Below are 23845 nucleotides of genomic sequence, written 5' to 3'. Positions count from 1 at the left end.
CCGCGTGGAAGCCGTCTAACTCGTTGGCGGCGACTGGACCCGAGGCGTCACCATCCGCCAGCTCTGGGCTGCCTGCATCCTTGCCGGGAGGACTTGAAGGCCGAGGCGCAGGAGTTGACGGGGTTGGTTCTCTTGGTACATCGGTACAGCGGCTATCGGTGAGATTGATCATGGTCCACGCGGCCTTCGCGCTTCTACGCTGGTTGCGTCGGCTGCGTATCCGCTGGGACATCCGCGCCGACATCCACCAGGCCTTTCTCACCCTCGGCTGCGCAATCATCTGCTGGCGGCGCCCCAGAAAACAGTGCTGATCCGAGCCCTCAGCCCGAACCGGCGACCAGTGCCTCGCCGAGCGGGGTGCGCCGGTAGAGCACCGACCGTCCGGACCGGGCGCGGACGAGCAGCCCCGCGCCTCGCAGGATGGCGAGGTGGTCTCCTACCGCGCCGGGTGCCATGGCGAGGCTTCGGGCGAGGTGGCTGGTACTGGCCGGGGCGTCCAGCGCCACCAGCAGCCGGGCTCGGGCCCGGCCGACCAGAGCAGTCAGCGCGTCCGGTTGGGGGACGGTCTCCTGTTCGTCCCACAGGGCGGCGGTGCCGCGGGCACGGTAGACCAAGGTCCTGGGCCAGGGGTCTTCCAGCTGGGCGGCGATATGCCCGACGAAGACCGAAGGGATCAGCAGGAGCCCGTCGCCGGCGAGGCGGACCGTTCCGCTTTCAGGGAAGAAGCCGAGCTCAATACGGCCGGCGCGCCAGGCGATGCTCGGGTGCAGGCTCTCGATGGTCGTGGCCCAGCCGTGTTCGCCGATCACCCCCACCCGGTGCACGACATCGCGCTCACAGATCGCGCGCAGTTGCGGCCAGTCCGGGGCGAGCAGCTCGTGCCACGCCTGGTCCATCGCCTCGGCGATCCTGGAGACGGCATCCGCCGAGTCCAGCACTTCGCGTACGCGGGGATCACGGGCGACCGGGCCGGTCACGGTGGTGGCGAATTCCTGGCGGGCCGCGTCCAGCGGTGTGGCCCGGATCATGGCCAGGTCGTCCACCCAGGTCTGGTTGAGGCCGCGCGGGGGCGGGGCGACGAAGTTCGGTCCGCCTTGCGGGGTCTGCAGGGCGAGGACGGCGTCCAGTTCGGTCTCGCGGCGCAGCCGTTCAAAGACCGGCCGGAGCCGGGCGGCCCAGGCTCGTGGCAGCGGCCGCTCTTGGCCGGCGAGCGAGCGCAGCAGTAGGACGAGGTCCATCGCGGGCGACAGTGCGAAGCGGCTGCGCAGCAGGTCCTCGACGGAGACTTCGAAGCGGAGCACCCGGCCATGCTACCGCGGGACGCCTGATCCGATTCGTCCAGCGACGAATCATTGGTGAGCGGCGTGGGCGCACGGCGAGGCTGCTCGTCATGACCCCAACCGCCGAACCCGTGCAGGGCAACCACCATGCCACCTACAGGGAGGTGCTGGCAGAGCCGCGTTTCCGGCTGCTCTTCTCGACCCGCACCGTCGCGATCACCGCGGACTCGCTGCGGATCACCACGTTCTCGGTGCTGGTCTTCGCGTCCACCGGCTCCGCGCTGTTGAGTGCGGTGGCCTTCGGCATCGGCTTTCTCCTGCAGTTGTTCGGCTCGCTGCTGCTGGGCTCGCTGGCCGACCGACTGCCGCCCCGCGCGCTCATCGTCGGCGGCTACGCGTTGGAGTGCGCCGCCGCCCTGCTGCTCGCCCTGGTGCGGATGCCGATCGCGGCGAGCCTCGGTGTCGTGGCGCTGGTCGCCCTCGCCACACCGGTGTTCAGCGGCGCATCGAGCCGGCTGGTCGCGCAGTGGCTGCAGGGCGACGCCTATGTACTGGGCCGTTCACTGAACAACATCGCTGCCTCCGGCGCGCAATTGTTCGGTCTGGCGCTGGGGGGTGCGGCCGTGGCGGCACTCGGCCCGCACCGGGCGCTCGCGGTGAGCGCCGCGCTCTACCTCGGCTGCGCGCTCGCTATCCGTATCCGGCTGCCCCGGCTGCAGCCGGGAGAGGTCGGCGGCCCACCCGGCAGCGCTCGGGGCGATGGCGGGGCCGTCCGGGCAAGCCTGCACGGGGCCGGCCTGCTGCTGCGCGGGCGCACGGTGCGACGGCTGATGCTGGCCCAGTGGCTACCGTCCGCGTTCGTGGCGGGCGCGGAGGGCCTGATCGTCGCCTACGCGGGAGGACGCCACTTCGCGCCCGGCTGGTACGCGGTGCTGATGGGCTGTCTGCCGGTCGGGATGCTGGTCGGTGACCTGCTGGTGGGCCGACTCCTACGGCCGCCCACCCGCGAGCGACTGGTGGTCCCGTTGATCGCGCTGATGGGACTGCCGCTGGTCGGCTTCGCCGCCGAGCCCGGAGTGGGCGTCTCGTCCTGTTTGCTGCTGCTCTGCGGTTTCGGATTCGCCTATGGTCTCGGCTTGCAACGGCCGTTCCTGGAGGCCCTGCCGCAGGATGGTCAGGGCCATGCCTTCGGTTTGCTCGGCTCCGGCGGCATGACGCTGCAGGGCGTCGGGCCGGCCTGCTTCGGGTTGGTGGCCGCAGGCATCGGAACAGGCGGCGCAATCGCCCTGGCAGGCGGCGCCGCGGCGCTTACCGCCAGCTGGATTCTTACCTGGCACCGGCCTACCTCCCCGGTCCCCGTCCCGAACTACTCAACGGGATCAGAGAACGGCACAGAACAGCATCCGTGTAGTTCTCCTGCGCAGTAACCGCCAACGAAGCGAACGTGCCCGGATCCGCAGCGAGAAGGGCATCCGCTGGGGCGGACGACCGGTCACTCAGGTGGCTTGAGTCTCCTCAGGGCTCCTGCGTCTCAGATCGCCACACGTACCGGATGTCCGGCTCACGTTCTTCGTTGCGGTGACCGTCGGTGCGTTCAACAGCGACGAAGCCGTGCCGCTCGTAGAAGCGCCGTGCCAGCTCGTTGACCTGGAACGTCCACAGCGCGAACCCAGCTGGACGACGTTGCTTCGCCAGGTGCACGAGGCGGCCGCCGATGCCCCGGCCCTGCCAGGCCGGATCGAGATAGAGCTGCTCCAGGTCGTCGTCCAACACCATCACCCCGACCACCGAGCCCTCAGCGCTCACCAGCCACGTCTCCTGGCCAGGCACGACCACCTCTCGGAACCAGGACCGGACCTGCTCGTCCGTGTGCGCTCGGCGTACACCCGGAAGCGCCGCCGTAAAGGAACGTAGCCACACCTCGGCCACCGCTACGGTATCGGCGTCGACCGCTCGGCGGACGACAAAGTTGTTGATCTCCACAGCGACGCATGTTCGCAGACACACGAACGACCGCACGCGAGTTCCCAGCGACGCCCGACGACCACACCCCGGTGATGGTTTCCGGTCAGAGCACTAGCCCCACCGTCCGGTGTGCCTGCGCCTCCACCTGGACAGTGGTCGTAGCCGGCGCGGCTCCCGCCTCGGATACCGTGTTCCTCTACGGGGTGCCATAACGGATGTGACGCCCCCCACCGGAGGTAGTCAGCGTATGAGTTCAAAGCGCAGCAAGAATCCAGCCCTGCCCGTACTTGACGACGCATTCCGACTCGCGTCGGTCAAGGACGCCGAAGAGTCCACCCGTGACTTGGCCGCGAGGCTGGCCACCACCGAGCTGCGCCGAGTTTCCCACCCGGGCCGGATCACCTGGGAGCCCACCGATCAGGCCGAGCCCGTACCGGTCCCGCCGACTGTGGTCGACGGTGACGGGGACCTGTGGCTGCGGGACCGGGGCACTGGCACCTGGACCATGCCCGAGTTCAACCCGAAGGAGTTCCCGGCCCGCTGTGGCGAGATTCTGACGTGGAACCAGCTTGCCCTCGAGTTCGGCCCGCTTACCGCACTGGCCGACGACCGCCGCATCGGCGGCGGCCGGCGCTGACCGCGCAGCCTTCTGGGAAGTCCAAGCCCCTGGAGCGCCCGCTACGGGTAGCTGGGAGCTCGCCGTCCTACTACTCGCCGCTGCCGTCCCGCTCACCGCGGCGACGGCCGCCGCCATGCCCAAGGCCGCCCACCTGAAGCTGTACGCGGACCGGCACCGCATCGAGATCACCGCCCAGTCCCGGCCGGGCTGCCCGCGCTGCCACGGCGAGGGCAGCTGGTGGACCGGCGGAGCCTTTCCTGAGATGGAGGCGTGCGGCTGCTGGTCCGACCGGCGTGAGATCCGCTTCCCCTCCGGCCCCGCGGCGGAGGGGAAGCCACAACACTGCTCTCCATGCAACGGACCAGACAGCCCACTGAGCTGCGCAGACACCCGGTGGAGGTTCCCCGATCACCTGACAGATTCAACGCGCACCGCAGTAGTCGACCCGGTGAGTACTTCCCCCGGAGATGGGCGCGTGCCGAGCGGCTCGATGCCACACGGATGCTCGAGGCCCTGCATGCGCAGGCCGATGTCCGGTTGGCTTTCGATGGCGCCTGCCCCGGAGGACAGGTCGGTGCCGCCTACGTTCGCTGGCACGACGGCCACCGGTCCGTCCTGGCGGCCACACAGCCAGGTCGAGGACATACAGGCGGGGCCGCTTGCAGTCACAGAGAAGCTACGGCTCGCTGGCTACCCGGCTCCAGCTACCGAGTTAGTGGCCCAAGTTGGCCACGCGGTGATCATGGTGCAAGAGCTGCTGCCCGGAACGAAGATCGATCATCTCGATCACCACGGTCTTGACCAGGCCCTCCACCTCGACCAGTTGCAGGCTGACCAACTTGCAGACCGCCCCGACATCCCCGCGATGGATCTCCACCTGCACAACACCGGAACACGTTTCCTCAGCGCTGTGGACTCTGCGGGTGAACTGTTCGCTCCAACTCCCGCACGCCGGGCGGTCCTGCTCGGCCGGGCTCGTCCCGCTGAGCCGCACGCCACCGTACGCAGCGAACCCTGCGCCCGAGCCCGCGTCCTGCGTACCGGAGACCGGTTCAGAACGCCGAGGGTTCAGGGCAAGTCGTCCCTTCGTGACGGCTCTTGAACGCTTCCGTCGAGCGGGTACCGGTGCGGGTCGCCCCCATCCCTGCCATGACGACGATGACGACGCCAGTGGCCGGCACAGGACCGGGCGTCTGGCCGAGCACCAGCAGGCCCGCGAGCAGGGCGATGGCGGGCTCCAGGCTCATGAGAGTCCCGAAGGCGGAGGCGGTCAGCCGGCGCAGCGCCAGGAATTCGAGGGTGAACGGCAGCACCGGGCTCAGTGCCGCCAGCCCCAGCATGGCCAGGAGGATCGGCCAGGTGGCGTGGCCCAGTTGTGAGGGCGCGGCAACGAGGATGCCGAGGAACCCGGCCACGGGCATGGAGACGGCCAGTCCGTTCAGACCGGTGACCCGGTCACCGACACGCTGTGTCATGAGGATGTACGCCGCCCAGCAGACCGCGGCGGCCAGCGCGAAACCCAGGCCCGCGAGGTCGATGCCGCCGCGCCACGGCTCGGTCAGCAGCACGACGCCTGCGGCGGCAGCCGCCGTCCAGCGTTTGCGCCCACCACCCGGCCCGTACAGGGATACCGCCAGCGGTCCGAGGAACTCCAGCGCGCTCGCGGTACCGAGCGGCAGGCGCGCCACAGCCAGCATGAAGAACAGCATCATTCCCGCACTTACCGCCCCCAGGCCGCTGCATGCCAGCAGGTCCCTGCTGGTGAAATCACTGGGCCGGGGACGAACCAGGACGAGCACCAGCACGCCGGCCCAGGCAAGTCGCAGCCCTGCCGTTCCCACGGCGCCGAGCTGATCGATGATGGGCACCGAGAGAGCCAGCCCGAGCTGGATGGTGGACATGGAAGCGACACCCATGAGTGCCCCGGTCACGGAGGCGGGCGGGCGGGGGCGGCCCGCGCGGGGTTCCAACGTGCTCATGGCCTCAGTAGAGGGCCCACTCATTGTTCATGTCCACGTGCCGATCATTAACATTCCGTCCGGGAATCCTGGACAATCGAATCATGGAGACACGAAGACTGCAGTTGCTCGTGGAACTGTCGCGTCTGGGGTCCATGCGCGCGGTGGCCGACGTACTGGGGACCACCACGTCGACGGTCTCGCAGCAGATCGCCTCCTTGGCCGCCGAGATGGGCACCGCTCTGATCGAGCCGCACGGCCGGCGGGTCCGGCTCACTCCGGCAGGCCGTCGGCTTGCCGAACACGCCGTTACGATTCTCGCCGCGGTGGAGGTGGCGCACCACGACCTGGCCCCGGGCGCGGAGCCCAGCGGCACCTTGCGTGTCGCCGGATTCGCCACTGCCGTCCGTTCGTATCTGCTGCCCGTCGTCACCCACCTCGCAGTGAGTCATCCGCGGGTCCACGTGCTGATCCGTGAACACGAGCCGTCCGAGGCCCTGGGGCTCCTGGCCGATGACGACACCGATCTCGCGCTCACGTACGACTACAACCTGGCGCCGGCGGCCGGCGACCCAACGGTGCTCGCCACCGCACTGTGGACGGCCGCGTGGGGCCTGGGTGTACCGGCGAGCGCCGACGCCGTTCCCGGGACGACGGCCCTGGAGGTCTTCGCCCGCTTCCGTACGCATGACTGGATCGTCAATTCCCGTAACACCGCGGACGAGACGGTCATCCGCACACTTGCCTCGATGGCCGGTTTCGCACCGCGCGTCACACACCAGGCCGACAACCTCGACCTGGTGCAGGGCATGATCGCCGCCGGGCTCGGGGTGGGACTGCTGCCCGTCGGCACGGTCACCTTCCCCGGCGTGCGGCTTTGCCCGCTCACATCGCCGGACGTCGAACTGCGCGCCTACGCCGTCGCCCGCCGAGGCCGCGTGGACTGGCCCCCGCTCGCACTGGTCACCGGCTTGATCCTTCAGCGGGCCGCGAACCGGGAACGGGCCCTGAGGACTCGCCGCGGAACGGAGTAGCACTCGCGGGCCCGCTGAGCGAGCGAGGCGACCGTGGATCCGCGGCTTCACTGGCGGCTCAGGTCGGTATGGCCGTCATCAGCCACGTCAGCGCGGTCTGGTTCCTCCACCCTCATCTCAGTCTGGACCGGCTCACCTGTGACGACGTCGAGGACCTCCACGCCCTCACCACACCACTGGGCGGCGCCGCCGGGCCCGGGGAACACACGCCCGTGCCCCGGCCCCCGGTGTGAGGGGTCCTTGCACTATGCCCGTCCGGGTCGCGTGGGCCGGGGACGGCTGCGGGCCCCTGCGCGGGCGAGGCACGCGTCATCCCGGCAGGGGATCCGTGCCGCCGAAATCCACTGCCACCGTGAGACCTCCGTCGGGATTGGCCTCGGCTGCGGCTTCGGCCCCGTGGGAGTGGGCGACGGACGCGACGATCGACAGGCCGAGGCCGGCGCCTTCGCCCGCGCTGTGGGTGCGTTCGTTGAGGCGGCGGAAAGGCTCGAAGAGGTGTGGAGCGTCGTCGGCAGGTACGAGCGGGCCCGAGTTGGAGATCGTGAGGGTGCGGTCGTGAAGGCCGATGCGGACCGTGCCGCCGCGGTGGTTGTAGCGCAGGGCGTTGTCGACGAGGTTACGGATCAGGAGGCTCAGCAGTACGGGGTCGCCGGCGACGGTGGTGGGCTCCAGCGTGGTGGTCACCGTGATCTCCCGTTGCTCGGCTTCGTCGACGACGTCAGCGGCGATGATCGCTGCGGCCTCTTCCAGACGTACGGAATCACGGCGTTCCAGGTCCTGCTGCGCGGTGGCGAGCAGCAGAAGCGACTCGATGAGGTGCTCACTCCTGTCAGCGACGTGGATGAGTTCGCCGCGGATCCACTGCACGCGTTCGGGGTCGGGGTCGGCGAGCCCGATCTCTGCGGCTGCCCGCTGGATGGCGAGCGGGGTGCGCAGCTCGTGCGCGGCGTTCGCGGCGAATCTCTGCTGTGCGGTGACCAGGTGTTCCAGACGGCCGAGCATCCGGTCGAAGGTGTCGGCGAGGTCCTTGAGTTCGCCCGGCGGCCCTGTCAGGTCGATGCGCTGGTGGAGATTGTCGCCGGAGAGCTTGCGCGCCGTGGCGGCGATGACACCGACGGGGCGGAGCACCCGGCCCGCCATCCACCAGGCCAGGAACACCGAGAGGACGGCGAACACGCCGAGGGCGATACCGGAGACGGTGAGCAGGCGGCTGAGGGTGGAAGAAGTGATCAGCTCGACGGTCTGCGTACGGGCGTACTTGCCCGCACGGTCGGAGGAGATGAGGTCTCCGGGCACGGGGCCGGTCGGCGAAGGCACGGACCGACCGCCGGGCGGCGCGGCCCTGAACGCATCCCCGATGCGGCTGTCCAGGCCGTCCTGGACGAACAGGTAGATGAGGACGACCAGGATGCATCCGGCCAGGACGAGCAGTCCCCCGTACAGGGCGGTGAGCCGGGCACGCTCGGTGGCGGGGATCAGCCGGTGGATCACTGGCCGCCCTCCCGCGGCCGGGCCGGCCTCTGCGGCACGGCGGAAGCACCCGGCTCCTCGGCTTCCGGGGCTCCTGTGGTGCGGCGGTCCGGAGGGATCCGGTATCCGGCGCCCGGCACGGTCTCCACGGCCGGGGGTTCACCGAGCTTCGCGCGCAACCGGCTGAGTGCGACCCGTACGGGGTTCGTGTCGTACCCCGTGTGCTCGTCCCAGACCTTTTCGATGAGGTCCTCACCGCTGACCACTCCGCCGTCGGCGCGCAGAAGTGTTTCCAGGACGCCGAACTCCTTGCGGGTCAGGGCGAGCGTACGGCCGTGCCGGCTGGCCTGGCGGCGTGCGGTGTCCAGGACGATGCCGGCCTGTTCGATGACCGGGGGCAGCGCGGGCTGTGCCCGGCGGCCGAGTGCGAGGACGCGGGCGAGCAGTTCGTCGTGCGAGAAGGGCTTGGTCAGGTAGTCGTCGGCGCCCATACCGAGGCCCTCGACCCGGTCGGGGACGGCGGTGGAGGCCGTGAGCATGAGGATCCGGGTCAGCACTCCCTCGGCGACGACCCGGCGGCAGAGCTCGTCGCCGTGCATACCGGGCAGGTCCCGGTCGAGGACGAGGACGTCGTAGTCACCGAGTTGCAGCTTGTGCAACCCGGTGAGGCCGTCCAGGGCGACGTCGGCCGTGATCGCCTCGCGCCGCAGCCCCTCGGCGATCATCGCGGCCAGAAACGCCTCATCTTCCACCACCAGTACACGCATGCCTCCCTGTGTACCCGACGGCTGCCTTTCGCCGCTGTTACAGCGGGGCACGGTGGGCGGTGGCAGTCGCACGGTGGCAGCTGTAAGGGAAACGAAACAGCGGGTTCTGTGAACCTCTCCCTCGTCCGCCGCTGAGGCTGACGTCACAGACCACCTCTCAGCTCTCAGGGAGAAGACGATGAGGAACCACAAGTTCACCCTGGCCCTGGCGACCGGCATGGCCGGCCTGGCCCTGGTCACCGCCGGCTGCTCCGGTTCCGACGGCGGCGGGGTGAAGAAGTCGGACAGTTCCGGCGGAACGAGCAGCTCGGGCGGCGATTCGGCGGCGATGGACAACGCACAGAAGCTGCGCTCGTGTCTGCGGGGCAAGGGCATGGACGTCCCCGACCTCAAGCCGGGCAGCAACCCGTACGCGCAGTCGCTCGCGGCTCCGGCAGGAGTCTCACCGGACAAGTGGCAGAAGGCGCTGGAGGGCTGCGGCTCCGGTGTGGCCTCCGGAGGGAGTGGCGGCGGGGACGGTGGGACCGCCCAGCAGAACCAGGACCAGCAGGTGAAGATCGCCAAGTGTGTGCGGGACAAGGGCTTCGACATGCCCGACCCGAAGCCGGGACCCAACGGGTCGAACAGTGGCTTCAAGGTCCCCGAGGGCGCCGACCCGGGGAAGTTCATGAAGGCGCTCAACGAGTGCGCCGCATGAGGCCCCGTGTCATCGCCGGATCGCTCGCGGCCCTCGCGGTAGTGGCCGGGGGCGGTTTCGCGGCCACCGGGTGGGCCGGGCACGGCGACCAGGAATCCGGCGATCGGCAGAGCGCTCTGCCGCCGGACACCGCCACCGTCGACAAGGGCGACCTGATCAGCAGCACCAGCGTGGACGGCACCCTGGGCTACTCCCAGCGGAAGAAGGTCAACGCCGGCGCGCCGGGCACCCTCACCTGGCTGCCGGGCAGCGGCTCGAGGACAAGGCGTGACGGCCGTCTCTACGCTCTCGACGGCAAGGACGTACGTCTGATGTACGGAACCGAACCGATGTACCGGGCACTGAAGAAGGGCGAAACGGGCACCGATGTCAAGCAGCTGAAGGCGAATTTGATCGCACTCGGGTACGGCGGCGGCATCGCTGAGGACGAGGACTTCACGCAGGGAACGGCCGAGGCTGTCGGTCGATGGCAGAAGGCGCACGGTCTGAAGGTGACCGGCGCGACGGGACCCGGGCAGATAGCGTTCGCGTCGGGGCCAGTACGTGTACAGAGCACGGGAGCGGCCGTCGGCGACCGGGCAGTGTCCGGGCAGCAGCTCCTGACGATCACCAGTTCCGAACGTGTGGTGCAGCTCCAGGTAAAGGTCTCGGAAGCAGCACTGGTCACACGCGGCGGCAAGGTGAAGGTGGAACTGCCCGACGGGACGGTCACGACCGGCACCGTCTCATCAGTCGGGACGACCGCGAAGACGGGCGACAACCCGAACGACAAGACCCCCAGGATCAGTGTCGCTGTCACCTTTGACGACCCTTCCAGGGTCAGCGGCATCGACAAGTCTCCCGCCACCGTGAGACTGACCGGCAGGACCCGCAGGGATGTTCTGAGTGTTCCCGTCGGAGCGCTGCTCGCCCTGGAGGACGGGTCGTTCGGCGTGCAAGTGGTGGAAGGCGGTCAGGCGCGCGAGGTCAAGGTCAAGCTCGGCATGTTCGCCCAGGGCCGCGTCGAAGTCTCCGGCGAGGGGCTGCGCGCCGGTACGAAGGTCGGGGTGCCCCGGACATGAGCGTCGCAGGCCAACTGTCCGGGCCCGTGGTGGAGCTGACCGGCGTCACCAAGGAGTACCCCGGCGGAGTCGCCGCACTGGGCGGGGTGGATCTGACCGTCGAGCGCGGTGAGCTACTCGCGATCGTCGGTCCTTCCGGGTCGGGCAAATCGACACTGCTGCACATTGTCGGCACCCTGGACCTACCCACCGCCGGATCCGTTCACATCGCGGGCCACGACACAGCCGCGCTGTCCGACCGCAGGCTCTCCGCGCTGCGGGCCCAGCACATCGGTTTCGTCTTCCAGGCGTTCCATCTCGTGCCCGGCATCAGTGCGCAGGACAACGTGGCCGAGGGCCTGCTCTACTCCGGGCTGCCGCGTGCCGAGCGCCGCAGGCGTGCGGTCCGGGCGCTCGAGCGTGTCGGTCTCGGCGAACGCCTGACGCACAAACCGCATGAGCTGTCCGGTGGTCAGAAACAGCGCGTCGCCATCGCCCGCGCGGTCGTCGGCGAACCCGACCTCCTTCTCGCCGACGAGCCGACCGGGGCCCTGGACTCCGCATCGGGTGAGGCCGTGATGCAGCTCATCCACGAACTCAACCAGGAGGGCGCGACCATCGCCGTCATCACCCATGACACCGAAATAGCCGCCATACTGCCGCGCCAGGTCAACCTCCGCGACGGACTGGTCGTCGCCGACACCCACCAAGAACGTGAGACCCGGCCCAAGGGCGCTCAGACGGCGCAGGACACCCGATGAGCCGCCGCGGCCCGTCCCTCAAACCTGCCAGGCTCACTCCGAGGGACATCCTGCACACCGGCTCGGCGGGTATGCGCAGCCGCCCGATGCGTGTCGTGCTCTCCGCCCTCGGTATCGCCATCGGCATCGCCACGATGATCTCCGTGGTCGGCATCTCCGCCTCCAGCAAACAGCAGCTCCTCAACCAGCTCGACAAGCTCGGCACCAACATGCTCGTCGTCACACCCGGAACTGATCTGCTGACCGGGAAGAAGATCCCGCTCGCCAGGGACGCGGCCGGGCGCGTGGCCCGTATCGATGGTATTGAACACGTGGGCTCCACAGCCGAGTTGTCCCATACGGTCCGGCGGTCGGAGAAGATCCCCGACACCATCACGGGCGGCATTTCGGTCCAGAGCTCCGACGAGGACCTGCTGGTCACGCTCCGGGCCCGGATACGCAGTGGGAGCTGGCTCAACGGCGCCACCGGGAAATACCCATCGGTCGTACTCGGCGACGTCGCCGCACAACGGCTGGGCATTACCGCGGCCGGCCAGCAGGTGTACATCGACAATCAGTACTTCACCGTCCTGGGCATTCTCGACGCGCTGCCGCTGGCCCCCGAGATCGCCCGCTCGGCACTGGTCGGGTGGGACGTGGCCAGGGCGCGGCTCGGATTCGACGGACTGCCCACATCGGTCTACGAACGCTCCGCCGACAGCCGGGTCGACACAGTGCACGGGCTGATCCCACGGGCGGTCGACCCGCAGACGCCGCGCAACGTAAGCGTCAGCGACCCCTCCTCAGGCCTGCAGGCCAAAGCCGCCACAGAGGGCGCTTTCAGTAACTTGCTCCTCGGACTCGGCGCGGTCGCTCTGCTCGTCGGCGGAGTCGGCGTGGCGAACACCATGATCATCTCAGTGCTCGAACGGCGCTACGAGATAGGGCTCCGCCGCTCCATCGGCGCGACCCGCGGCCAGATACGGGGCCAGTTCGTCACCGAATCCCTCCTGCTCTCCGGACTGGGCGGCGCAGCCGGCATCGTCCTCGGCGCCCTGGCCACGGGAGCCTACGCGCTCAGCAGCGGCATTCCCTGGGTCATCCCCCTGTGGGCCGTGGCGGGCGGCTTCGGAGCAACCCTTGTCATCGGGACCGTCGCCGGTCTCTATCCGGCGGTCCGCGCCTCCCGCCTCTCCCCCACGCTGGCGCTGCACGCGGCGTGACCGCAGAACAGCCGCGCGACGCACGGCGGCGCTGATCGTCCGCGTGGATAGGCGCGGGGACGCCCGGAGACGCTGGGAGACTCGTGAGGCCCCGCCTCGCACCGTACCGACGGTGCGGGTGCGGGGCCTCCTCGTGTCCTGGGCAATCGTGACCGACGGTGCTTCGCGTGGCTGGCCCCCTTTCACGCCACATGTCCAACCACAGGACTGGCGGGAGTGGTTGCCGGAATGCTGAGCCAGGCCCTGCCGCGCGTACGACGCCAACGCTGTCACCGGTGCTGACCAGCCCCCTACCGCGCGCGCATACAGTCGCGCCGAACAGCAAGCCGTGGGCTGGTCCAGCGTCCGCACTGCCCACCGCTACTGGGCGCCGACGGTCCCGAGTTCGACTGCGACCATGGCCATCAGGCGCAGGTGTTCGTAGTACTTGGCGCCGGCCCCGTCATCGATCAACGGCAGGACATTCTCCACATCCGCGAGGCAGTTGAGGAGGATCTGGCGTCGCTCTCCCTCGAGTGATCCTGACAGCGACGAGGACACACAGCCGGCGATGCCTGCGTCCAGCAACACCATGTCCTCCCCTTCGATCACTTGACCGCGCATGTGTGGTGGGAACGGTGCGCGCAAGTGCTTCTCCCACAGTTGTGACAGCAGTTCCCTCAGCTCCGGCTTGCTCATGTTCGATATCATGCCTCGCAGGCCAGGCCGCACAGGGCGGGTATCCACCACGCCCTCCCGGCATCCTCCCCTCTCCCCCAGTGTTCACCTCGGCTCGGTGACAGCCATGAGGCAGCTGGACAGGCTGCCGCGGTCTCCACGAGCGGGAAACGCGAACCGAGTTACCCGTCGGGGCGGACGACGAAACCGGTCGGGCCGTCAGGCCGGTGGGATCGGGTGGCCTCTCCGGCGAGCGGCATCACGGCGCGGCCGCGCGTCCGGTCTACGCCGCGCCGCCCGGCTTCCTGGAGTGCCCATTACCGCTCGTACCTCCGCCACCAGGGGCTGACGCCAGCCTTCACCGACCGCAGGGCCTGACTGTGCTCGCGGCGTTCACCACTCGTGAGAGGCCTGTACGTCAGCCGCTGCTGCTGAGCACCTCCAGAACGTGTGGCCAGGCATCCGCGCCCAGGAGCGCGTCGGCCTCCGGTGTGCCTCCGTACTGGAAGCGCGGGGAGGACGGCGCCGGGCTCTCACCCGGAAAACGTGGTCGGTGGCCGGCATCGTGGCGGCCGATCAGTCGCACTGTGGTCCCGGCCGCACGCCGGCGTCGCGCCAGCTGTTCCGCGAAGAGCAGGGACGGCCACATCGCGTCGTCGCCACCCGCGACGAGCAACAGATCCGCGCGGGCCTTCTCCACGGGTATCTCAGCGGGAGGAACCAGATGGCTGAAGGTCTTCTCGCTGAGTTCGTACCATCCCCGGATGGGGATCGGACCGCTTGCCGGGGGTATGGGTGCCCAGGAGTCATCCATGGGGACAAAGGGCAGCGGCCGTCCCCGCCACGTCCAGGACGACCGGTAAGGCTGCCGCTCGTCGTCACCGCCGGATCCGACATTGCACCAGACCCGCGAGGTCGGCGACAGCGCTATCACCACGTCCACCCGCGGTTCGCGCACGGCGGTGAGCAACGCCGCCTCGGCCCCCTTGGAGACACCGAGGATGCCGATGCGGCGCGCCCCGCCCGAGCGGAGGAAATCGACGGCGCGGATGAAGGTCTCCAGGGGGATTTCGCAGATTCCGGGAGCCTGTCCGGGACCACCGAACCAGCGGATCGCCAGGGCAGCGACGCCCTGCTCCGCGAGGAGGCGTGCTCGCTCACGTTCGATACGTCCACTTGATCCCGCCAGGACCAGTACGCCGACATCGGCGCCGGTCTCGGGAGCGAACAGAACACCTTCCCACGGACTGGTCAGCTCCCGCTCCGTCACTTCCACATGCGCTCCCTGCGGTCGGCCCCCGTGTGCCGAACCAGCCTATTCGGCCTCGATGCGACGCAGAGCGCACCGGCCGGCATCAACGGGGCGCGGCGTATGCAGACCTGTTCCACGAGTCATGACGGTTCCTCGTTATGGCGGCGATTCTTGGGGGGCGGTCCTCATTTCAGCTGTCACCCGACCCGCGCCTCATGCGGCACGGCGCGGAGCCCGGCCGTGTTCTGATGCCGCCAAATCCACGGCCCGTCACCGGCGTTGAACATGACGCCAAGTCCAGCAGCCAGGCGGCGGCACCGCCGTCCCGAGTCACTGCACTGACCGGGCGTCAGGCAACGGATGCCCGGTTCCGATCGCCGTCGGCCACGGGCGGCCCTCAGGTCCCGCGCTCATGCCGGCCGAGCGCATGGTCTTCCGGCTCAGCTCGGGCTTGCCGGGCGACGACGCAGCCTGAGGGGAGCGTAGATGACGAGCGCGGCGAGGAAGGCCGCGTAGTAGGCGAGGTCGGCGCCGTGCAGCGCCGCAGCCACCGGCCCCGTGTAGAGGCCGGTGTTCATGAACGGAACCGCTGCGGCGAACGCGGCGCAGAATGCCACCAGTGCGGACCGGCCGGACTGCCTGCGACCCGTCTCCGCCGTCGGGTCGACCGGTTCGCCGGCGCGAGCCCTCGCGTACCAGTCGACAGCGACGACAGCGACGAAGCCAGGGATCCAGTAGCCGACGAACAGCAGCACGTTCTGGAAGCGTGCGGCGGTGTCAGCGGCGTGCATCCACAGCACCAGTGGGAACCCCAGAGCGGCGGCGAGAGCGGCCGCGAACGGACGCGGGATGCGCAGTCCGATGGTCTGCAGAGCCAGCGAACCGCTGTAGTCGTTCATGGCGTTGCTGCACAGAGCAGCCAGCGCCACGGCCAGCAGTCCCAGCCCGCCGAGTACGCCGCCACCCAGCAATCGGTCGACGCCCCGAGCGGTCTGGTCGGTGAAGGCGGCGGCTCCCCACAGCCCGAGCGACTGAACCGCCACGAAGGAGATGGTGACGCCGAGGAGCGTGTACCAGAACATGCGTGGCCGGGAGGTGTCCTGCGGCAGGTAGCGGCTGAAGTCGCTGGCGTACGGCGCCCACGACAGCGCGAGGCTGAGAGCGATCGTGCTGGTCAGCATGAACGCGCCGGCGCGGTCGGCGCCGTGGGCGCCGCCGGGGGCCGCGGGGTGGACACTGTCCGGGAGTCTGATGGCCAGGGCGACGAACGCGGCGGCGAGCACGAAGGTCATCAGCTTCTGCAGCCGGTGTATCGCTTCGTAGCCCAGCACGCCGAGAGACCCCTGCCCCAGCATCATGACCAGCACACCGAGCCAGAACGGCCAGCCGCAGAGCCTGGCCAGCGCGTCCCCGCCGAACAGCCCGATGAGTGCGTCCCAGGCCACCGACGAGAGCCACTGCAGCAGGCCAGGCACCGTGACGGACCGACCGAACGCGAGCCGGGCCAGCGGCAGCTGACCCGCGCCGGTGCGACTGCCCCAGGTTCCCAGGTACGCGGTGGGGACGGCGCCGACGACGGTGCCCAGCACCACCGCCGCCAACGCGGTGGGCAAGTCCAGACCGAGCACGATGCCGACAGTGCCGGTGAACACCCCGGTCATGGTCAGATTCGGTGCGAACCACACGGTGAACAGCCGGCCGGGGCCGCCATAGCGATGTTGCGCGGGCACCGGCGCGATCCCGCGTGCCTCGATACGCAAATCGCCGGGCTCGGCGGGCATACGGCCGCCGAAGACGGATCGAGGACCTGTGGCCGACGTGCTGCTCGGAGCAGGTGGCAATGACATGAGCGACATCCCTCCGCCAGTGCTAACTGGTTCAGGTTCGGCGGGTGTGATCTCAGCCCCTGGATGGGGCACCCCGTGTCCGGTACGACCGCAAGGCTAACGTGCGGCGTCACGCTGTCCGTGGTGAGGGTGGTGACTACGGACCGCTGCCGGTCGGGTTGCGCCCCCAGCCCTGCCGCAGGGACGTCACCGCTTCAGCGTGACCTTGAGCACCTGTGCCGTCTCGCGCGGGAACGCGGTCGCCCCGTTGCGGCAGCCCGGACATGCGATCGGCTCCGCGCCCAGTAGCGCCGCCAGGGCCAGAGCTCAGCGACAGGTGTGCACCTCAGGTGGGATCGTGCGGCCCGTCGCCGGGATGATCCGCGTTCCGGCCCGTGCCGCGGGCCGCACCGGTTCCGCCGGGCGAGGCCGTCCGTGGTGGCAGCAGTGGACTCTGCTCCGACGATGAACCTGACGTTCGCCTGTCTCCGCGACGTCAGCGGCTGAGGGACAGCCACTCCTCGGCCCCTTCGTGCGCCCGGTCGATAGAGAGGCCCGGCGATCTCCGCAAACGCGACCGTAAGCCATCCTGCCTCGCACCTGCTGGCCCACCGGCGACACCGTCCACCTCTGCTGTGCCCGGCGTCTCGACGCCATGGGCACGGCAGAAACACCCCATACCGAAGCCACGTCGCAACCGGTCTCCGGCTGAGCAGCGACGCGCCCTCCACGCCCCCGAGCACGCGCCCCACATCTCATCGCGAACCACGCCGGGCCCGATCCTACGGTCGGTGGGAGCAACCGCCGCTGCGCTCGCCCGAGTTCGCAGCGGTCACGGATAGCCGTCCGCTGCGAACTCGGGCGAGCGCAGCCGCACAGGCCGGTACCGCTACCGGGGGCGCGGCTCGCCACCCGCGCGCACTGGCTCCGGGGGCAACCGAAGGGATATTCACGACATGTTGGCCCGCCGCACACGGCGGCGGCGCTTCGCCGCCCGCTCGCCGGCAGCATTCGCTTCTGCCTCAGTGGCCCCGCGGTCAACCGCCTTGTTGTACGCCTTCACACGTGACTCCTCCATCTTCTCCTCGGTCCTGCCGCGCATCCACCCGAAGACACCCATAGCGTTCCTCCCTCTGACCAGCGATGAGGACCGGCAGTACACGGCCCGTCAAAAGGACCCCGTACCCCCTGGGCACGGGCCCAGACCCCTGAGGGCCGCAGTCGGACGGTGTGCCCGGCCGATTCACCCAGCCGGCCCAGCCGCGGGGTCAGGGGGCTCATCACTTCAAGGACCGTCCGGCCGGGGACGGATCCGGGACTGGGGGTGGCAGGCCATTGGACCTGTCTGTACGGCGAGCGGCCAAGGAGCACTCCGGCGTGGCCGGGCGGCACCCCGCCTCCGGTCGGGTGTCCGATTCGGCGGACGGCTCACGGCCGGCCGGTTGACAGTTCCTCAGTGTGCGCTGGCTCGGTACATGGTGGGCTTTTCCTGGACTTCGGCGTTGAGACGGCGCTGCAGGGAGGACATGAAAGCGTAGGGAACGGCGGCCGGCGGCGCGCTGACCTCGTCCAGGCGAGTGCGGAGGTCATCGGGGAGAGTGAAGTCGAGCGCGCCCAGGTTGGACTGGATCTGGTGCAGCTTGCTGGCGCCGAGGATCACCGAGCCCACGGCCGGGCGGTTCGCCACCCAGTTCAGCGCGACCTGGGCGGGGCTCCTGCCGATCTCCTGGGCCACCTCGGCCAGTTCGGACACGATGCGCCAGTTGCGCTCGCTGCGGTTGTCCGCGAGAGACGCGGTGCCGGCCGCGACCTTGATACGCCCTTCCGGCAGATCCTCGGTCGCGGAGGCGCCGGCGGAGTACTTCCCGGACAGCAGGCCCTTGGCAAGCGGCCCCCAGGTCATCAGCCCCATGCCCAACTCCTGGGCCAGGGAGGGGAACTCGTATTCCAGTCCACGTTCGGCGAGCGAGTACTCCAACTGCAGGGCGACCAGCGGCTCGTACCCGCGCCACTCGGCCAGTGTCTGGGCACGGGCCGCGTACCAAGCAGGAACGTCGGAGAACGCGACGTAGCGCACTTTCCCGGCCGAGACCAGGTCGTCCAGCCCCCGCATGACCTCTTCGGCCGGGGTGAGGGCGTCCCAGGCGTGCACGATGTACAGGTCCACGTAGTCGGTCCCGAGCCGGCGCAGCGAGCCCTCCAGGGAACGCAGCATCGCCTTGCGGCCGTTGCCGCCCGCGTTGGGGTCGCCCTCGCGTCCACCGAGGGTGAACTTCGTCGACAGGACGGTGCGGTCGCGTATGCCGCGCTCAGCGATCAGCTTGCCGACCAGTTCCTCGCTGGCGCCCGCACTGTAGATGTCGGCGGTGTCGACGAAGTTCCCGCCCGCATCGAGGTAGGCGTCGAAGATCTGCGCCGAGGTGGAGGCATCGGCGCCCCAGTCGGACTGGCCGAAGGTCATGGTGCCGAGTGCGAGAGGGCTGACCCGCAGACCCGACCGGCCCAGTGTGTAGTAGGCATTGAGCGTCATGATTCCCCGTCTCTGGTGTGCCGGCGCACCCTGCATGGAGGCGCGGCGAGCAGCCGAGCCGCACACGAAGAGGGCACCAAGCTGATCGACTCACTCGGCGGGATAACCGTAGCACTGACACTCCTAACGTTTGGCGACTCATCGATGACCAACGTTATAGACGTCTTGGAATAGCAACTCCGGTTGGCCTCAGGCGTGAGGTAGACTCATCAAGGAGGTAAAGGCATGCAGCAACACACGGCCGACGTGACGCACACATCGAAGGGTCCCCACGCGGGCCCACCACACCTGTGCGGCAGCTCGGACCTGCTTCTCGGTTTCGTGAACACCACGCCCCATGGCAGCGAGCCGGTGGAGCTGCTGGGTGACAGCGCCTGTCTCGCCGCATGGCTGGCCGAGGCGGGCCTCATGGAAGACGGCGCGGCTGTCACCCAGGCCGATGTCGTGGCCGCGCACGAGCTCAGGGACGCGCTCTGCACCATCTTCCTCACGCACTCCGGCTGTGTGAACAGGGCGGAGATCCTCCCCGAAGCCGAGCAGTATCTGCAGCGCACCGCCGAGCGCTATCCGCTCACCCTCAAGATCACGGGAGACGGCTGCCGGCTCGCGCCCTCGCAGACCGGGGTGCTCGGTGCCTTCGGCGGGCTCCTTGCCGCCGCAGCCGACCTGGACTCACGTGGCGCCTGGATGCGCGTGAAGATGTGCAAGAACACCAACTGCTACTCGGGCTTCTTCGACAAGACCCGCAATTCCTCCGGGCTCTACTGCAGTACCGCTTGCAGCTCGCAGGCATCACAGCGCGCCTATCGCAACCGGGTCAAGGACGCTGCGTGCGCGCAGCCATCCTGACCCGGGCGCGGCCACACACCGCGGGCGCGGCCAGGAACCAATCGTTCAGCCTTCTTCCGCGCGCCCGTGAGCCCGTGAGCCCGTGAGCCCGTGAGCCCAACGAGCAGCACGCCTGGACAGGGTTTCAGGTGTCGGCCAGGCAGCCGGAGCCGGGGCGCGTCACTCCGTGCAGTTGGTTTTATTTCGGTTCGGAGGACGCGATGACAGCACTGGCCGCAGTCAGCAGGTCAACCCACGCTTGGGACGGAGAGCAGCTCAGTTACTTCGAGGTGGCGCCGGGCGGGGAGCGGGGCGAGCAGGGGTGCGCCGTCCTGATGCACGGTGGAGGCAGCGCGGACAGCAAGGAGCCGAGTCTCCCCCTGGCCGAGGCTCTCGCCGCGCGCGGATACCGGGTGCTGGGCCTCGACTTCACCGGGAGCGGTGAGAGCTCGGGACGGTGGTCCGATCTGACACTAGACCGCCGGCCGGGACCAGGTCGCCTCACTGATCGAGGACCGACTGCCCCCGCAAACCCCGTTGACCCTCGTCGGGTTCAGCATGAGCGGCCAGACGGCAGTCGACCTGGTCAGCCGGTTCGGTGACCGCGTTACGCACCTGGTCCTGTGCGCTCCGGGCATCTACTCGGCGACTCTCCGCGACATCCCCTTCGGCGACTCGTCGTTCAAGAGTCTGGCTTTCGAAACGCCACACATCTGGCAGGACAGCCCTGCTCTCGACGTCCTGGCGGTGTTCAAGGGGCGAATCCTGCTGGTCCTGCCCGGTCACGACGAGGAAGTCCCGGCGGGTATGGCCGACTTGATCGAGAGGACTCTGCGCGCCAATCCCGCGACCCGCACACTGCTCCTCGCGGAGGCCGGGCACCTGCTCGACAGCTGGATTGCCCGGCACCCGGTGGACCGGCAAGCGGTCACCGACGCCCTCTGCGGCCCTCTTCGGGACTGACGTATGCACAGGGTCCGAGAACGCGCCCGGCGTGCTGCCGGGTTGCTGTGGACTCCACCAGGGGACTACCGCCCTCTTCCGGTCCGGCCTCCGGCTCACCCCCGGCCGAGGACACTTCACAGGGCTCCTCTGCGCTTCGGCTCTTCGCCGCCGCAGGCGCTCGCCGCCCAGCACCCGCGGCTACCGGGCCCCGGGATACACTGCCCGCCCCACCCCGACCGGAGGTCATCTCGGTGTTCCCCGCACGGGTACTCGCCATTGCCCCGCCGGCTCTGGTGATTCTCGCCCTGTCCGGCTGCTCTTCCTGGGGCTGCACCGACACGACGGCGGAGCGCGGTAGGGCCGGTGTCAGGGTGCAGGTCGTGGACACGGATGGGCAGCCTCTCGGCGTCACCGCCGCGGTCGTTGGCTGGAGCCTTGAGCCCCACCCGCAGGTGCCCTCCGAAGGTGACCAGGTCCATTTCCGCTTCCGCTTCGACGGCGCCGACGAATATTCCGACCCCGCGGTGGACGCCTGCGCGGTCGACAAGGAACGCGTGACATTGGGATGTCAGACGGTTTCCTCGTCCCAGGCGTTCGGGCCGGCCGACGATCCCCTCACGGGCAACGAATGGCTCGCCGTCGAGCACCCTGAGCAGGTTGACGGCGTGCTGCTGATCCCCAATGACCAGTCCTATGACCGACGCACCTGCGAAGCGGATATCAAGGACGGTGGCGGGAGGCATCCTCCGGAACCACCCAGCAGGGGGGACCAGCTGTAGGGAGATCAAGGCGGTTGAGCTCGCGGCTCGGGGCTGTCCGGCACCCCGGTGCTTGCGCTGTTTGGTGGTCTGGCTGTGCGCCCATCGCCCCGGTGCGACCTCACTGCGGCCGCTCCGGATTCTCAGGACCACCACGGTCGCGTCCACCAGCTCCGGCGTGAACACCTTGGTCGAGACCCCTATGCGCGACCGGCGTCCCGGCCCCCGCCCCTCCACGAGCAGGCCAACGGACCAGCCAGCTCAACAGCAACTGCCTCGGGCTCCCCCGCCACCCCCCAGGGTCAGGACTTCGGCTCGTACAGGTCACTCAGCTCGTCGGCGTGGTCCTCCTCCTCCTTGAGGAGGTCCTCCATGAGCCGGCGGCTGGTCGGGTCGCTGTCGCCGATCCAGCGCACGATCTCGGTGTACGTCTCGACGGCGATGCGCTCCGCGACGAAGTTCTCCCGGATCATCTCCTGAAGGTCGTTCTCCGCGGGCGCCTCGTACTCGGTGTGCGAGCGGGCGACCAGGGTCGCCGGGTCCAGGTCCGGGGTCCCGCCCAGCTGGTTGATCCGGTCCGAGACCCGCTTGAAGTGGTCCAGTTCCTCGTCGGCGTGCTCCCGGAACAGTGCGGCCACCTGTTCACGGTTGATGCCCTGTGCGACGATCGCATTCTGCGTGTACCGCAGATAGCAGACCATCTCAGTGGCTACGACCTCGTTGAGTACGTCGATGAGGCGTCGCAGGTCGGACGTGTTGGCCGAGGTGACCGGGCCCTTGTTGAGGTGCTTCCGGGCGTCCTCTCGGATCTTGGAGAGGTCGAGGGCGAACTGGTTCGGCACAGGAAGTTCCCATCTGGTCAGTGCTGCTGTGCGTGCTGTCTGGTGCGGAAAGCGGCGGCGAAAGCGTAAGCGGGAACCGGCGGCCTCCCGGTCCGACGCGCGCGGCACGTCGGAGCGGGGCGCCCGCCCGGCGGATCGGCGCACGGGCGCCGGCGCCACCAGCCGGGTGACGGTGCGCGAAGCGACGTCCGGCCCGCGTCCGAATCCGCGACCACATGCCGACGTGTTGTCGGGCCTGCACGATCCCGCCAGCGGGCCGCCGCCTGCCGGGGTTCAGCTGTTGATCGCGCCGGTGATCGCGGCGTTGGTGTTGCCGCGGCGGGCGGCGCGCTCCCCGGCGCGCCGAGCCTGCTCAGGAGACTCCCCCCGGGCCGCCGCTTCCAATGTGGCCGCCGTACGCCGCTGCTCGATCTGCTCGGCCCTCTTGCGCTTGAGGTTGGTGAGGAAAGACATGTCGGCCGTGTGCCCGGGAGATGGCTCAGCAAACGGCTCCCCCGGCCGTCGAGCCGACGGGACGCAGTGCGTGGCAGCGACAGGCGCTCCCGGTGTCCGGGCACAGCGGGGCCTCTGCCGGACGACGCTCCCCCTCGTCACAACCCGGTCGCCCAGTGCGCCGACGAGAACGACACCTCGTCCGTCCTGTCCGACGGCGTCGCGGTGCCGCCGAAGATGTTGACGATCAGTCCGATCACCAGGAACACCGTGACCAGCACCGTGCCTGTGGTGCTCAGCCGAAGGGGTCTGGTGGCCGACATGGGTGGAGCCTGGTCCGGTGTGCCGGGGGTGTCCCGTTCTCCGTACAGACGCTTGGGGTAGGCCGATGTCAGCATGCTGGTATACGCGTTGTAGCGCATGGTGAACCGGAGCAGGGCTGCGGTGGCCTCGAACAGCGGCCGGGGCATGCGACCCAGAATGAGTACGACGATCCAGCTCACGAAAGACACGGCGTACCAGCCCGAGACGAAGAGGCCCTGCACGATGGCTGCCGGGATCATCAGGATGATCCGGAAGAGCACGGCGAGCCGGTTCAGCCGACCGGGCCGCACCTCGATCCGGACCGGATAGGCGCGCGCAGGCGTGAGCGCGAAGGGAGGGTATGTGTCGACGAGGAGCAGCGCGCTCGCGTGCACTCGGGTCTCGTAGGCGAGGAATCCACTCAGGTATCGGGCGACGGCGCCGGGCAGCCTGGCGATGAACAGGGCAGCGAACCAGCCCGCCACCGTCGCGAGGAAAGCCACGATGCCCAGTACGAACAGCACAATGAACTGGGGGAGCAGCAGGAGCCAGCGCACCAGAACCGTGAGACGGCGCTGTGCCTGCGGTTCGGGAATGTCGAGTGCCGGAAGCCACTCGTCGGCCTCCGGGGGCATTTTGCTGTCCCACACCGGCTGTGTCATGTCAGTTGCTCCATTCC

At 69.1% G+C, this 23845-nt stretch carries 25 protein-coding genes, 1 pseudogene and 1 riboswitch; of the genes and pseudogenes, 12 read left to right on the top strand and 14 right to left on the bottom strand.

Annotated features, from left to right (window positions below; genetic code table 11):
• Positions 1-194: 194 nt before the first annotated feature.
• Positions 195-311, top strand: a pseudogene (locus OG584_RS33855) (IS5/IS1182 family transposase); the annotation flags it as partial.
• Positions 312-320: 9 nt separating this feature from the next.
• Here OG584_RS33855 and OG584_RS33850 read toward each other — a convergent pair.
• Positions 321-1301, bottom strand: coding sequence for an ArsR/SmtB family transcription factor (locus tag OG584_RS33850; protein ID WP_405783550.1), 981 nt, complete (start codon positions 1299-1301; stop codon positions 321-323).
• Positions 1302-1390: 89 nt separating this feature from the next.
• On the opposite strand from OG584_RS33850, the gene OG584_RS33845 reads away from it, so the two are divergent.
• Positions 1391-2707 (top strand): MFS transporter, encoded by a 1317-nt coding sequence (locus OG584_RS33845; RefSeq protein ID WP_405783549.1) that lies wholly within the window; start codon positions 1391-1393, stop codon positions 2705-2707.
• Positions 2708-2795: 88 nt separating this feature from the next.
• Here OG584_RS33845 and OG584_RS33840 read toward each other — a convergent pair whose 3' ends face one another.
• The gene (locus OG584_RS33840) at positions 2796-3263 is read right to left on the bottom strand and encodes a GNAT family N-acetyltransferase (RefSeq protein WP_405783548.1); all 468 of its coding nucleotides are present in this window, start codon (positions 3261-3263) and stop codon (positions 2796-2798) included.
• 229 nt (positions 3264-3492) lie between these two features.
• On the opposite strand from OG584_RS33840, the gene OG584_RS33835 reads away from it, so the two are divergent.
• On the top strand, positions 3493-3882 hold the full coding sequence (locus OG584_RS33835; RefSeq protein ID WP_405783546.1) for a hypothetical protein: 390 nt from the start codon (positions 3493-3495) through the stop codon (positions 3880-3882).
• A gap of 694 nt (positions 3883-4576) precedes the next feature.
• Here the strand turns inward: OG584_RS33835 and OG584_RS33830 are convergent.
• Both OG584_RS33830 and OG584_RS33825 read right to left on the bottom strand, forming a co-directional pair.
• A complete protein-coding gene (locus OG584_RS33830; protein ID WP_405783545.1) occupies positions 4577-4741 on the bottom strand; it encodes a hypothetical protein in 165 nt (54 codons plus the stop codon).
• A gap of 175 nt (positions 4742-4916) precedes the next feature.
• Positions 4917-5843, bottom strand: a complete 927-nt coding sequence (locus OG584_RS33825) for an EamA family transporter (RefSeq protein WP_405783543.1) — start codon at positions 5841-5843, stop codon at positions 4917-4919.
• 83 nt (positions 5844-5926) lie between these two features.
• On the opposite strand from OG584_RS33825, the gene OG584_RS33820 reads away from it, so the two are divergent.
• Positions 5927-6856 (top strand): LysR family transcriptional regulator, encoded by a 930-nt coding sequence (locus tag OG584_RS33820; RefSeq protein ID WP_405783542.1) that lies wholly within the window; start codon positions 5927-5929, stop codon positions 6854-6856.
• A 68-nt stretch (positions 6857-6924) separates the two neighbouring features.
• On the top strand, positions 6925-7089 hold the full coding sequence (locus OG584_RS33815; protein ID WP_405783541.1) for a hypothetical protein: 165 nt from the start codon (positions 6925-6927) through the stop codon (positions 7087-7089).
• Positions 7090-7165: 76 nt separating this feature from the next.
• On the opposite strand, the gene OG584_RS33810 is transcribed toward OG584_RS33815, so the two are convergent.
• A complete protein-coding gene (locus OG584_RS33810; RefSeq protein WP_405783540.1) occupies positions 7166-8347 on the bottom strand; it encodes an ATP-binding protein in 1182 nt (393 codons plus the stop codon).
• On the bottom strand, positions 8344-9093 hold the full coding sequence (locus tag OG584_RS33805; protein ID WP_405783539.1) for a response regulator transcription factor: 750 nt from the start codon (positions 9091-9093) through the stop codon (positions 8344-8346). The genes OG584_RS33810 and OG584_RS33805 overlap by 4 nt, the downstream gene beginning before the upstream one ends.
• 178 nt (positions 9094-9271) lie before the next feature.
• On the opposite strand from OG584_RS33805, the gene OG584_RS33800 reads away from it, so the two are divergent.
• From OG584_RS33800 to OG584_RS33785, 4 genes are read left to right on the top strand one after another with little or no spacing between them, the layout of a single operon-like run.
• Positions 9272-9790 (top strand): hypothetical protein, encoded by a 519-nt coding sequence (locus OG584_RS33800; RefSeq protein ID WP_405783537.1) that lies wholly within the window; start codon positions 9272-9274, stop codon positions 9788-9790.
• Complete coding sequence (locus tag OG584_RS33795) at positions 9787-10851, top strand: peptidoglycan-binding protein (RefSeq protein ID WP_405783536.1); 1065 nt, start codon at positions 9787-9789, stop codon at positions 10849-10851. Before OG584_RS33800 ends, OG584_RS33795 begins: the two co-directional genes overlap by 4 nt.
• Positions 10848-11591, top strand: a complete 744-nt coding sequence (locus tag OG584_RS33790) for an ABC transporter ATP-binding protein (protein WP_405783535.1) — start codon at positions 10848-10850, stop codon at positions 11589-11591. The genes OG584_RS33795 and OG584_RS33790 overlap by 4 nt, the downstream gene beginning before the upstream one ends.
• Complete coding sequence (locus OG584_RS33785) at positions 11588-12793, top strand: ABC transporter permease (RefSeq protein ID WP_405783534.1); 1206 nt, start codon at positions 11588-11590, stop codon at positions 12791-12793. Before OG584_RS33790 ends, OG584_RS33785 begins: the two co-directional genes overlap by 4 nt.
• 360 nt (positions 12794-13153) lie before the next feature.
• On the opposite strand, the gene OG584_RS33780 is transcribed toward OG584_RS33785, so the two are convergent.
• The 5 genes from OG584_RS33780 to OG584_RS33760 all read right to left on the bottom strand — a co-directional run bounded on the left by OG584_RS33780 (position 13154) and on the right by OG584_RS33760 (position 19058).
• Positions 13154-13471, bottom strand: a complete 318-nt coding sequence (locus OG584_RS33780) for a hypothetical protein (protein WP_405783532.1) — start codon at positions 13469-13471, stop codon at positions 13154-13156.
• 397 nt (positions 13472-13868) lie between these two features.
• Positions 13869-14726: an acyl-CoA thioester hydrolase/BAAT C-terminal domain-containing protein gene (locus OG584_RS33775; protein ID WP_405783531.1), complete on the bottom strand. Its 858-nt coding sequence runs from the start codon at positions 14724-14726 to the stop codon at positions 13869-13871.
• A 416-nt stretch (positions 14727-15142) separates the two neighbouring features.
• Positions 15143-16483 (bottom strand): purine-cytosine permease family protein, encoded by a 1341-nt coding sequence (locus OG584_RS33770; RefSeq protein ID WP_405783530.1) that lies wholly within the window; start codon positions 16481-16483, stop codon positions 15143-15145.
• A gap of 57 nt (positions 16484-16540) precedes the next feature.
• A riboswitch (TPP riboswitch) is annotated at positions 16541-16635 on the bottom strand.
• An 842-nt stretch (positions 16636-17477) separates the two neighbouring features.
• Positions 17478-17648, bottom strand: coding sequence for a hypothetical protein (locus OG584_RS33765; RefSeq protein ID WP_405783529.1), 171 nt, complete (start codon positions 17646-17648; stop codon positions 17478-17480).
• Positions 17649-17981: 333 nt separating this feature from the next.
• Positions 17982-19058, bottom strand: a complete 1077-nt coding sequence (locus OG584_RS33760; protein ID WP_405783528.1) for an aldo/keto reductase — start codon at positions 19056-19058, stop codon at positions 17982-17984.
• A gap of 225 nt (positions 19059-19283) precedes the next feature.
• On the opposite strand from OG584_RS33760, the gene OG584_RS33755 reads away from it, so the two are divergent.
• The 3 genes from OG584_RS33755 (at position 19284) to OG584_RS33745 (ending at position 21610) form a co-directional block, all read left to right on the top strand.
• Positions 19284-19907, top strand: a complete 624-nt coding sequence (locus tag OG584_RS33755; RefSeq protein ID WP_405783527.1) for a CGNR zinc finger domain-containing protein — start codon at positions 19284-19286, stop codon at positions 19905-19907.
• Positions 19908-20444: 537 nt separating this feature from the next.
• Positions 20445-20849 carry an alpha/beta fold hydrolase gene (locus tag OG584_RS33750; protein WP_405783526.1) on the top strand — a complete coding sequence of 135 codons (405 nt, stop codon included), beginning with the start codon at positions 20445-20447 and terminating at the stop codon, positions 20847-20849.
• 233 nt (positions 20850-21082) lie between these two features.
• On the top strand, positions 21083-21610 hold the full coding sequence (locus tag OG584_RS33745; RefSeq protein ID WP_405783525.1) for a hypothetical protein: 528 nt from the start codon (positions 21083-21085) through the stop codon (positions 21608-21610).
• A 281-nt stretch (positions 21611-21891) separates the two neighbouring features.
• Here the strand turns inward: OG584_RS33745 and OG584_RS33740 are convergent, their stop codons facing one another.
• The 3 genes from OG584_RS33740 to OG584_RS33730 form a co-directional block, all read right to left on the bottom strand.
• Positions 21892-22431: a ferritin-like fold-containing protein gene (locus tag OG584_RS33740; RefSeq protein ID WP_405783523.1), complete on the bottom strand. Its 540-nt coding sequence runs from the start codon at positions 22429-22431 to the stop codon at positions 21892-21894.
• 273 nt (positions 22432-22704) lie between these two features.
• Entirely contained in the window at positions 22705-22884 is a 180-nt protein-coding gene (locus OG584_RS33735; protein ID WP_405783522.1) for a hypothetical protein, read from the bottom strand.
• Positions 22885-23021: 137 nt separating this feature from the next.
• Positions 23022-23828 carry a DUF4389 domain-containing protein gene (locus OG584_RS33730; RefSeq protein ID WP_405783521.1) on the bottom strand — a complete coding sequence of 269 codons (807 nt, stop codon included), beginning with the start codon at positions 23826-23828 and terminating at the stop codon, positions 23022-23024.
• Between the last annotated feature and the right edge of the window lie 17 nt (positions 23829-23845).

The sequence above is a fragment of the Streptomyces sp. NBC_00859 genome, from assembly GCF_045161865.1.
GTDB lineage: Bacteria > Actinomycetota > Actinomycetes > Streptomycetales > Streptomycetaceae > Streptomyces.
Note: the sequence above shows the minus strand (reverse complement) of the source record. Positions and strands in the feature narration are given on the sequence as shown.

Excerpts from the sequence above, each read along its gene's own strand:
- OG584_RS33835 (WP_405783546.1), top strand. The coding sequence starts at position 3,493 with ATGAGTTCAAAGCGCAGCAAGAATCCAGCCCTGCCCGTACTTGACGAC.
- OG584_RS33800 (WP_405783537.1), top strand. The coding sequence starts at position 9,272 with ATGAGGAACCACAAGTTCACCCTGGCCCTGGCGACCGGCATGGCCGGC.
- OG584_RS33805 (WP_405783539.1), bottom strand. The coding sequence starts at position 9,093 with ATGCGTGTACTGGTGGTGGAAGATGAGGCGTTTCTGGCCGCGATGATC.
- OG584_RS33845 (WP_405783549.1), top strand. The coding sequence starts at position 1,391 with ATGACCCCAACCGCCGAACCCGTGCAGGGCAACCACCATGCCACCTAC.
- OG584_RS33735 (WP_405783522.1), bottom strand. The coding sequence starts at position 22,884 with ATGTCTTTCCTCACCAACCTCAAGCGCAAGAGGGCCGAGCAGATCGAG.
- OG584_RS33820 (WP_405783542.1), top strand. The coding sequence starts at position 5,927 with ATGGAGACACGAAGACTGCAGTTGCTCGTGGAACTGTCGCGTCTGGGG.
- OG584_RS33770 (WP_405783530.1), bottom strand. The coding sequence starts at position 16,483 with ATGCCCGCCGAGCCCGGCGATTTGCGTATCGAGGCACGCGGGATCGCG.
- OG584_RS33760 (WP_405783528.1), bottom strand. The coding sequence starts at position 19,058 with ATGACGCTCAATGCCTACTACACACTGGGCCGGTCGGGTCTGCGGGTC.
- OG584_RS33730 (WP_405783521.1), bottom strand. The coding sequence starts at position 23,828 with ATGACACAGCCGGTGTGGGACAGCAAAATGCCCCCGGAGGCCGACGAG.
- OG584_RS33795 (WP_405783536.1), top strand. The coding sequence starts at position 9,787 with ATGAGGCCCCGTGTCATCGCCGGATCGCTCGCGGCCCTCGCGGTAGTG.
- OG584_RS33790 (WP_405783535.1), top strand. The coding sequence starts at position 10,848 with ATGAGCGTCGCAGGCCAACTGTCCGGGCCCGTGGTGGAGCTGACCGGC.
- OG584_RS33750 (WP_405783526.1), top strand. The coding sequence starts at position 20,445 with ATGAGCGGCCAGACGGCAGTCGACCTGGTCAGCCGGTTCGGTGACCGC.
- OG584_RS33825 (WP_405783543.1), bottom strand. The coding sequence starts at position 5,843 with ATGAGCACGTTGGAACCCCGCGCGGGCCGCCCCCGCCCGCCCGCCTCC.
- OG584_RS33780 (WP_405783532.1), bottom strand. The coding sequence starts at position 13,471 with ATGAGCAAGCCGGAGCTGAGGGAACTGCTGTCACAACTGTGGGAGAAG.
- OG584_RS33815 (WP_405783541.1), top strand. The coding sequence starts at position 6,925 with ATGGCCGTCATCAGCCACGTCAGCGCGGTCTGGTTCCTCCACCCTCAT.
- OG584_RS33785 (WP_405783534.1), top strand. The coding sequence starts at position 11,588 with ATGAGCCGCCGCGGCCCGTCCCTCAAACCTGCCAGGCTCACTCCGAGG.
- OG584_RS33765 (WP_405783529.1), bottom strand. The coding sequence starts at position 17,648 with ATGGGTGTCTTCGGGTGGATGCGCGGCAGGACCGAGGAGAAGATGGAG.
- OG584_RS33755 (WP_405783527.1), top strand. The coding sequence starts at position 19,284 with ATGCAGCAACACACGGCCGACGTGACGCACACATCGAAGGGTCCCCAC.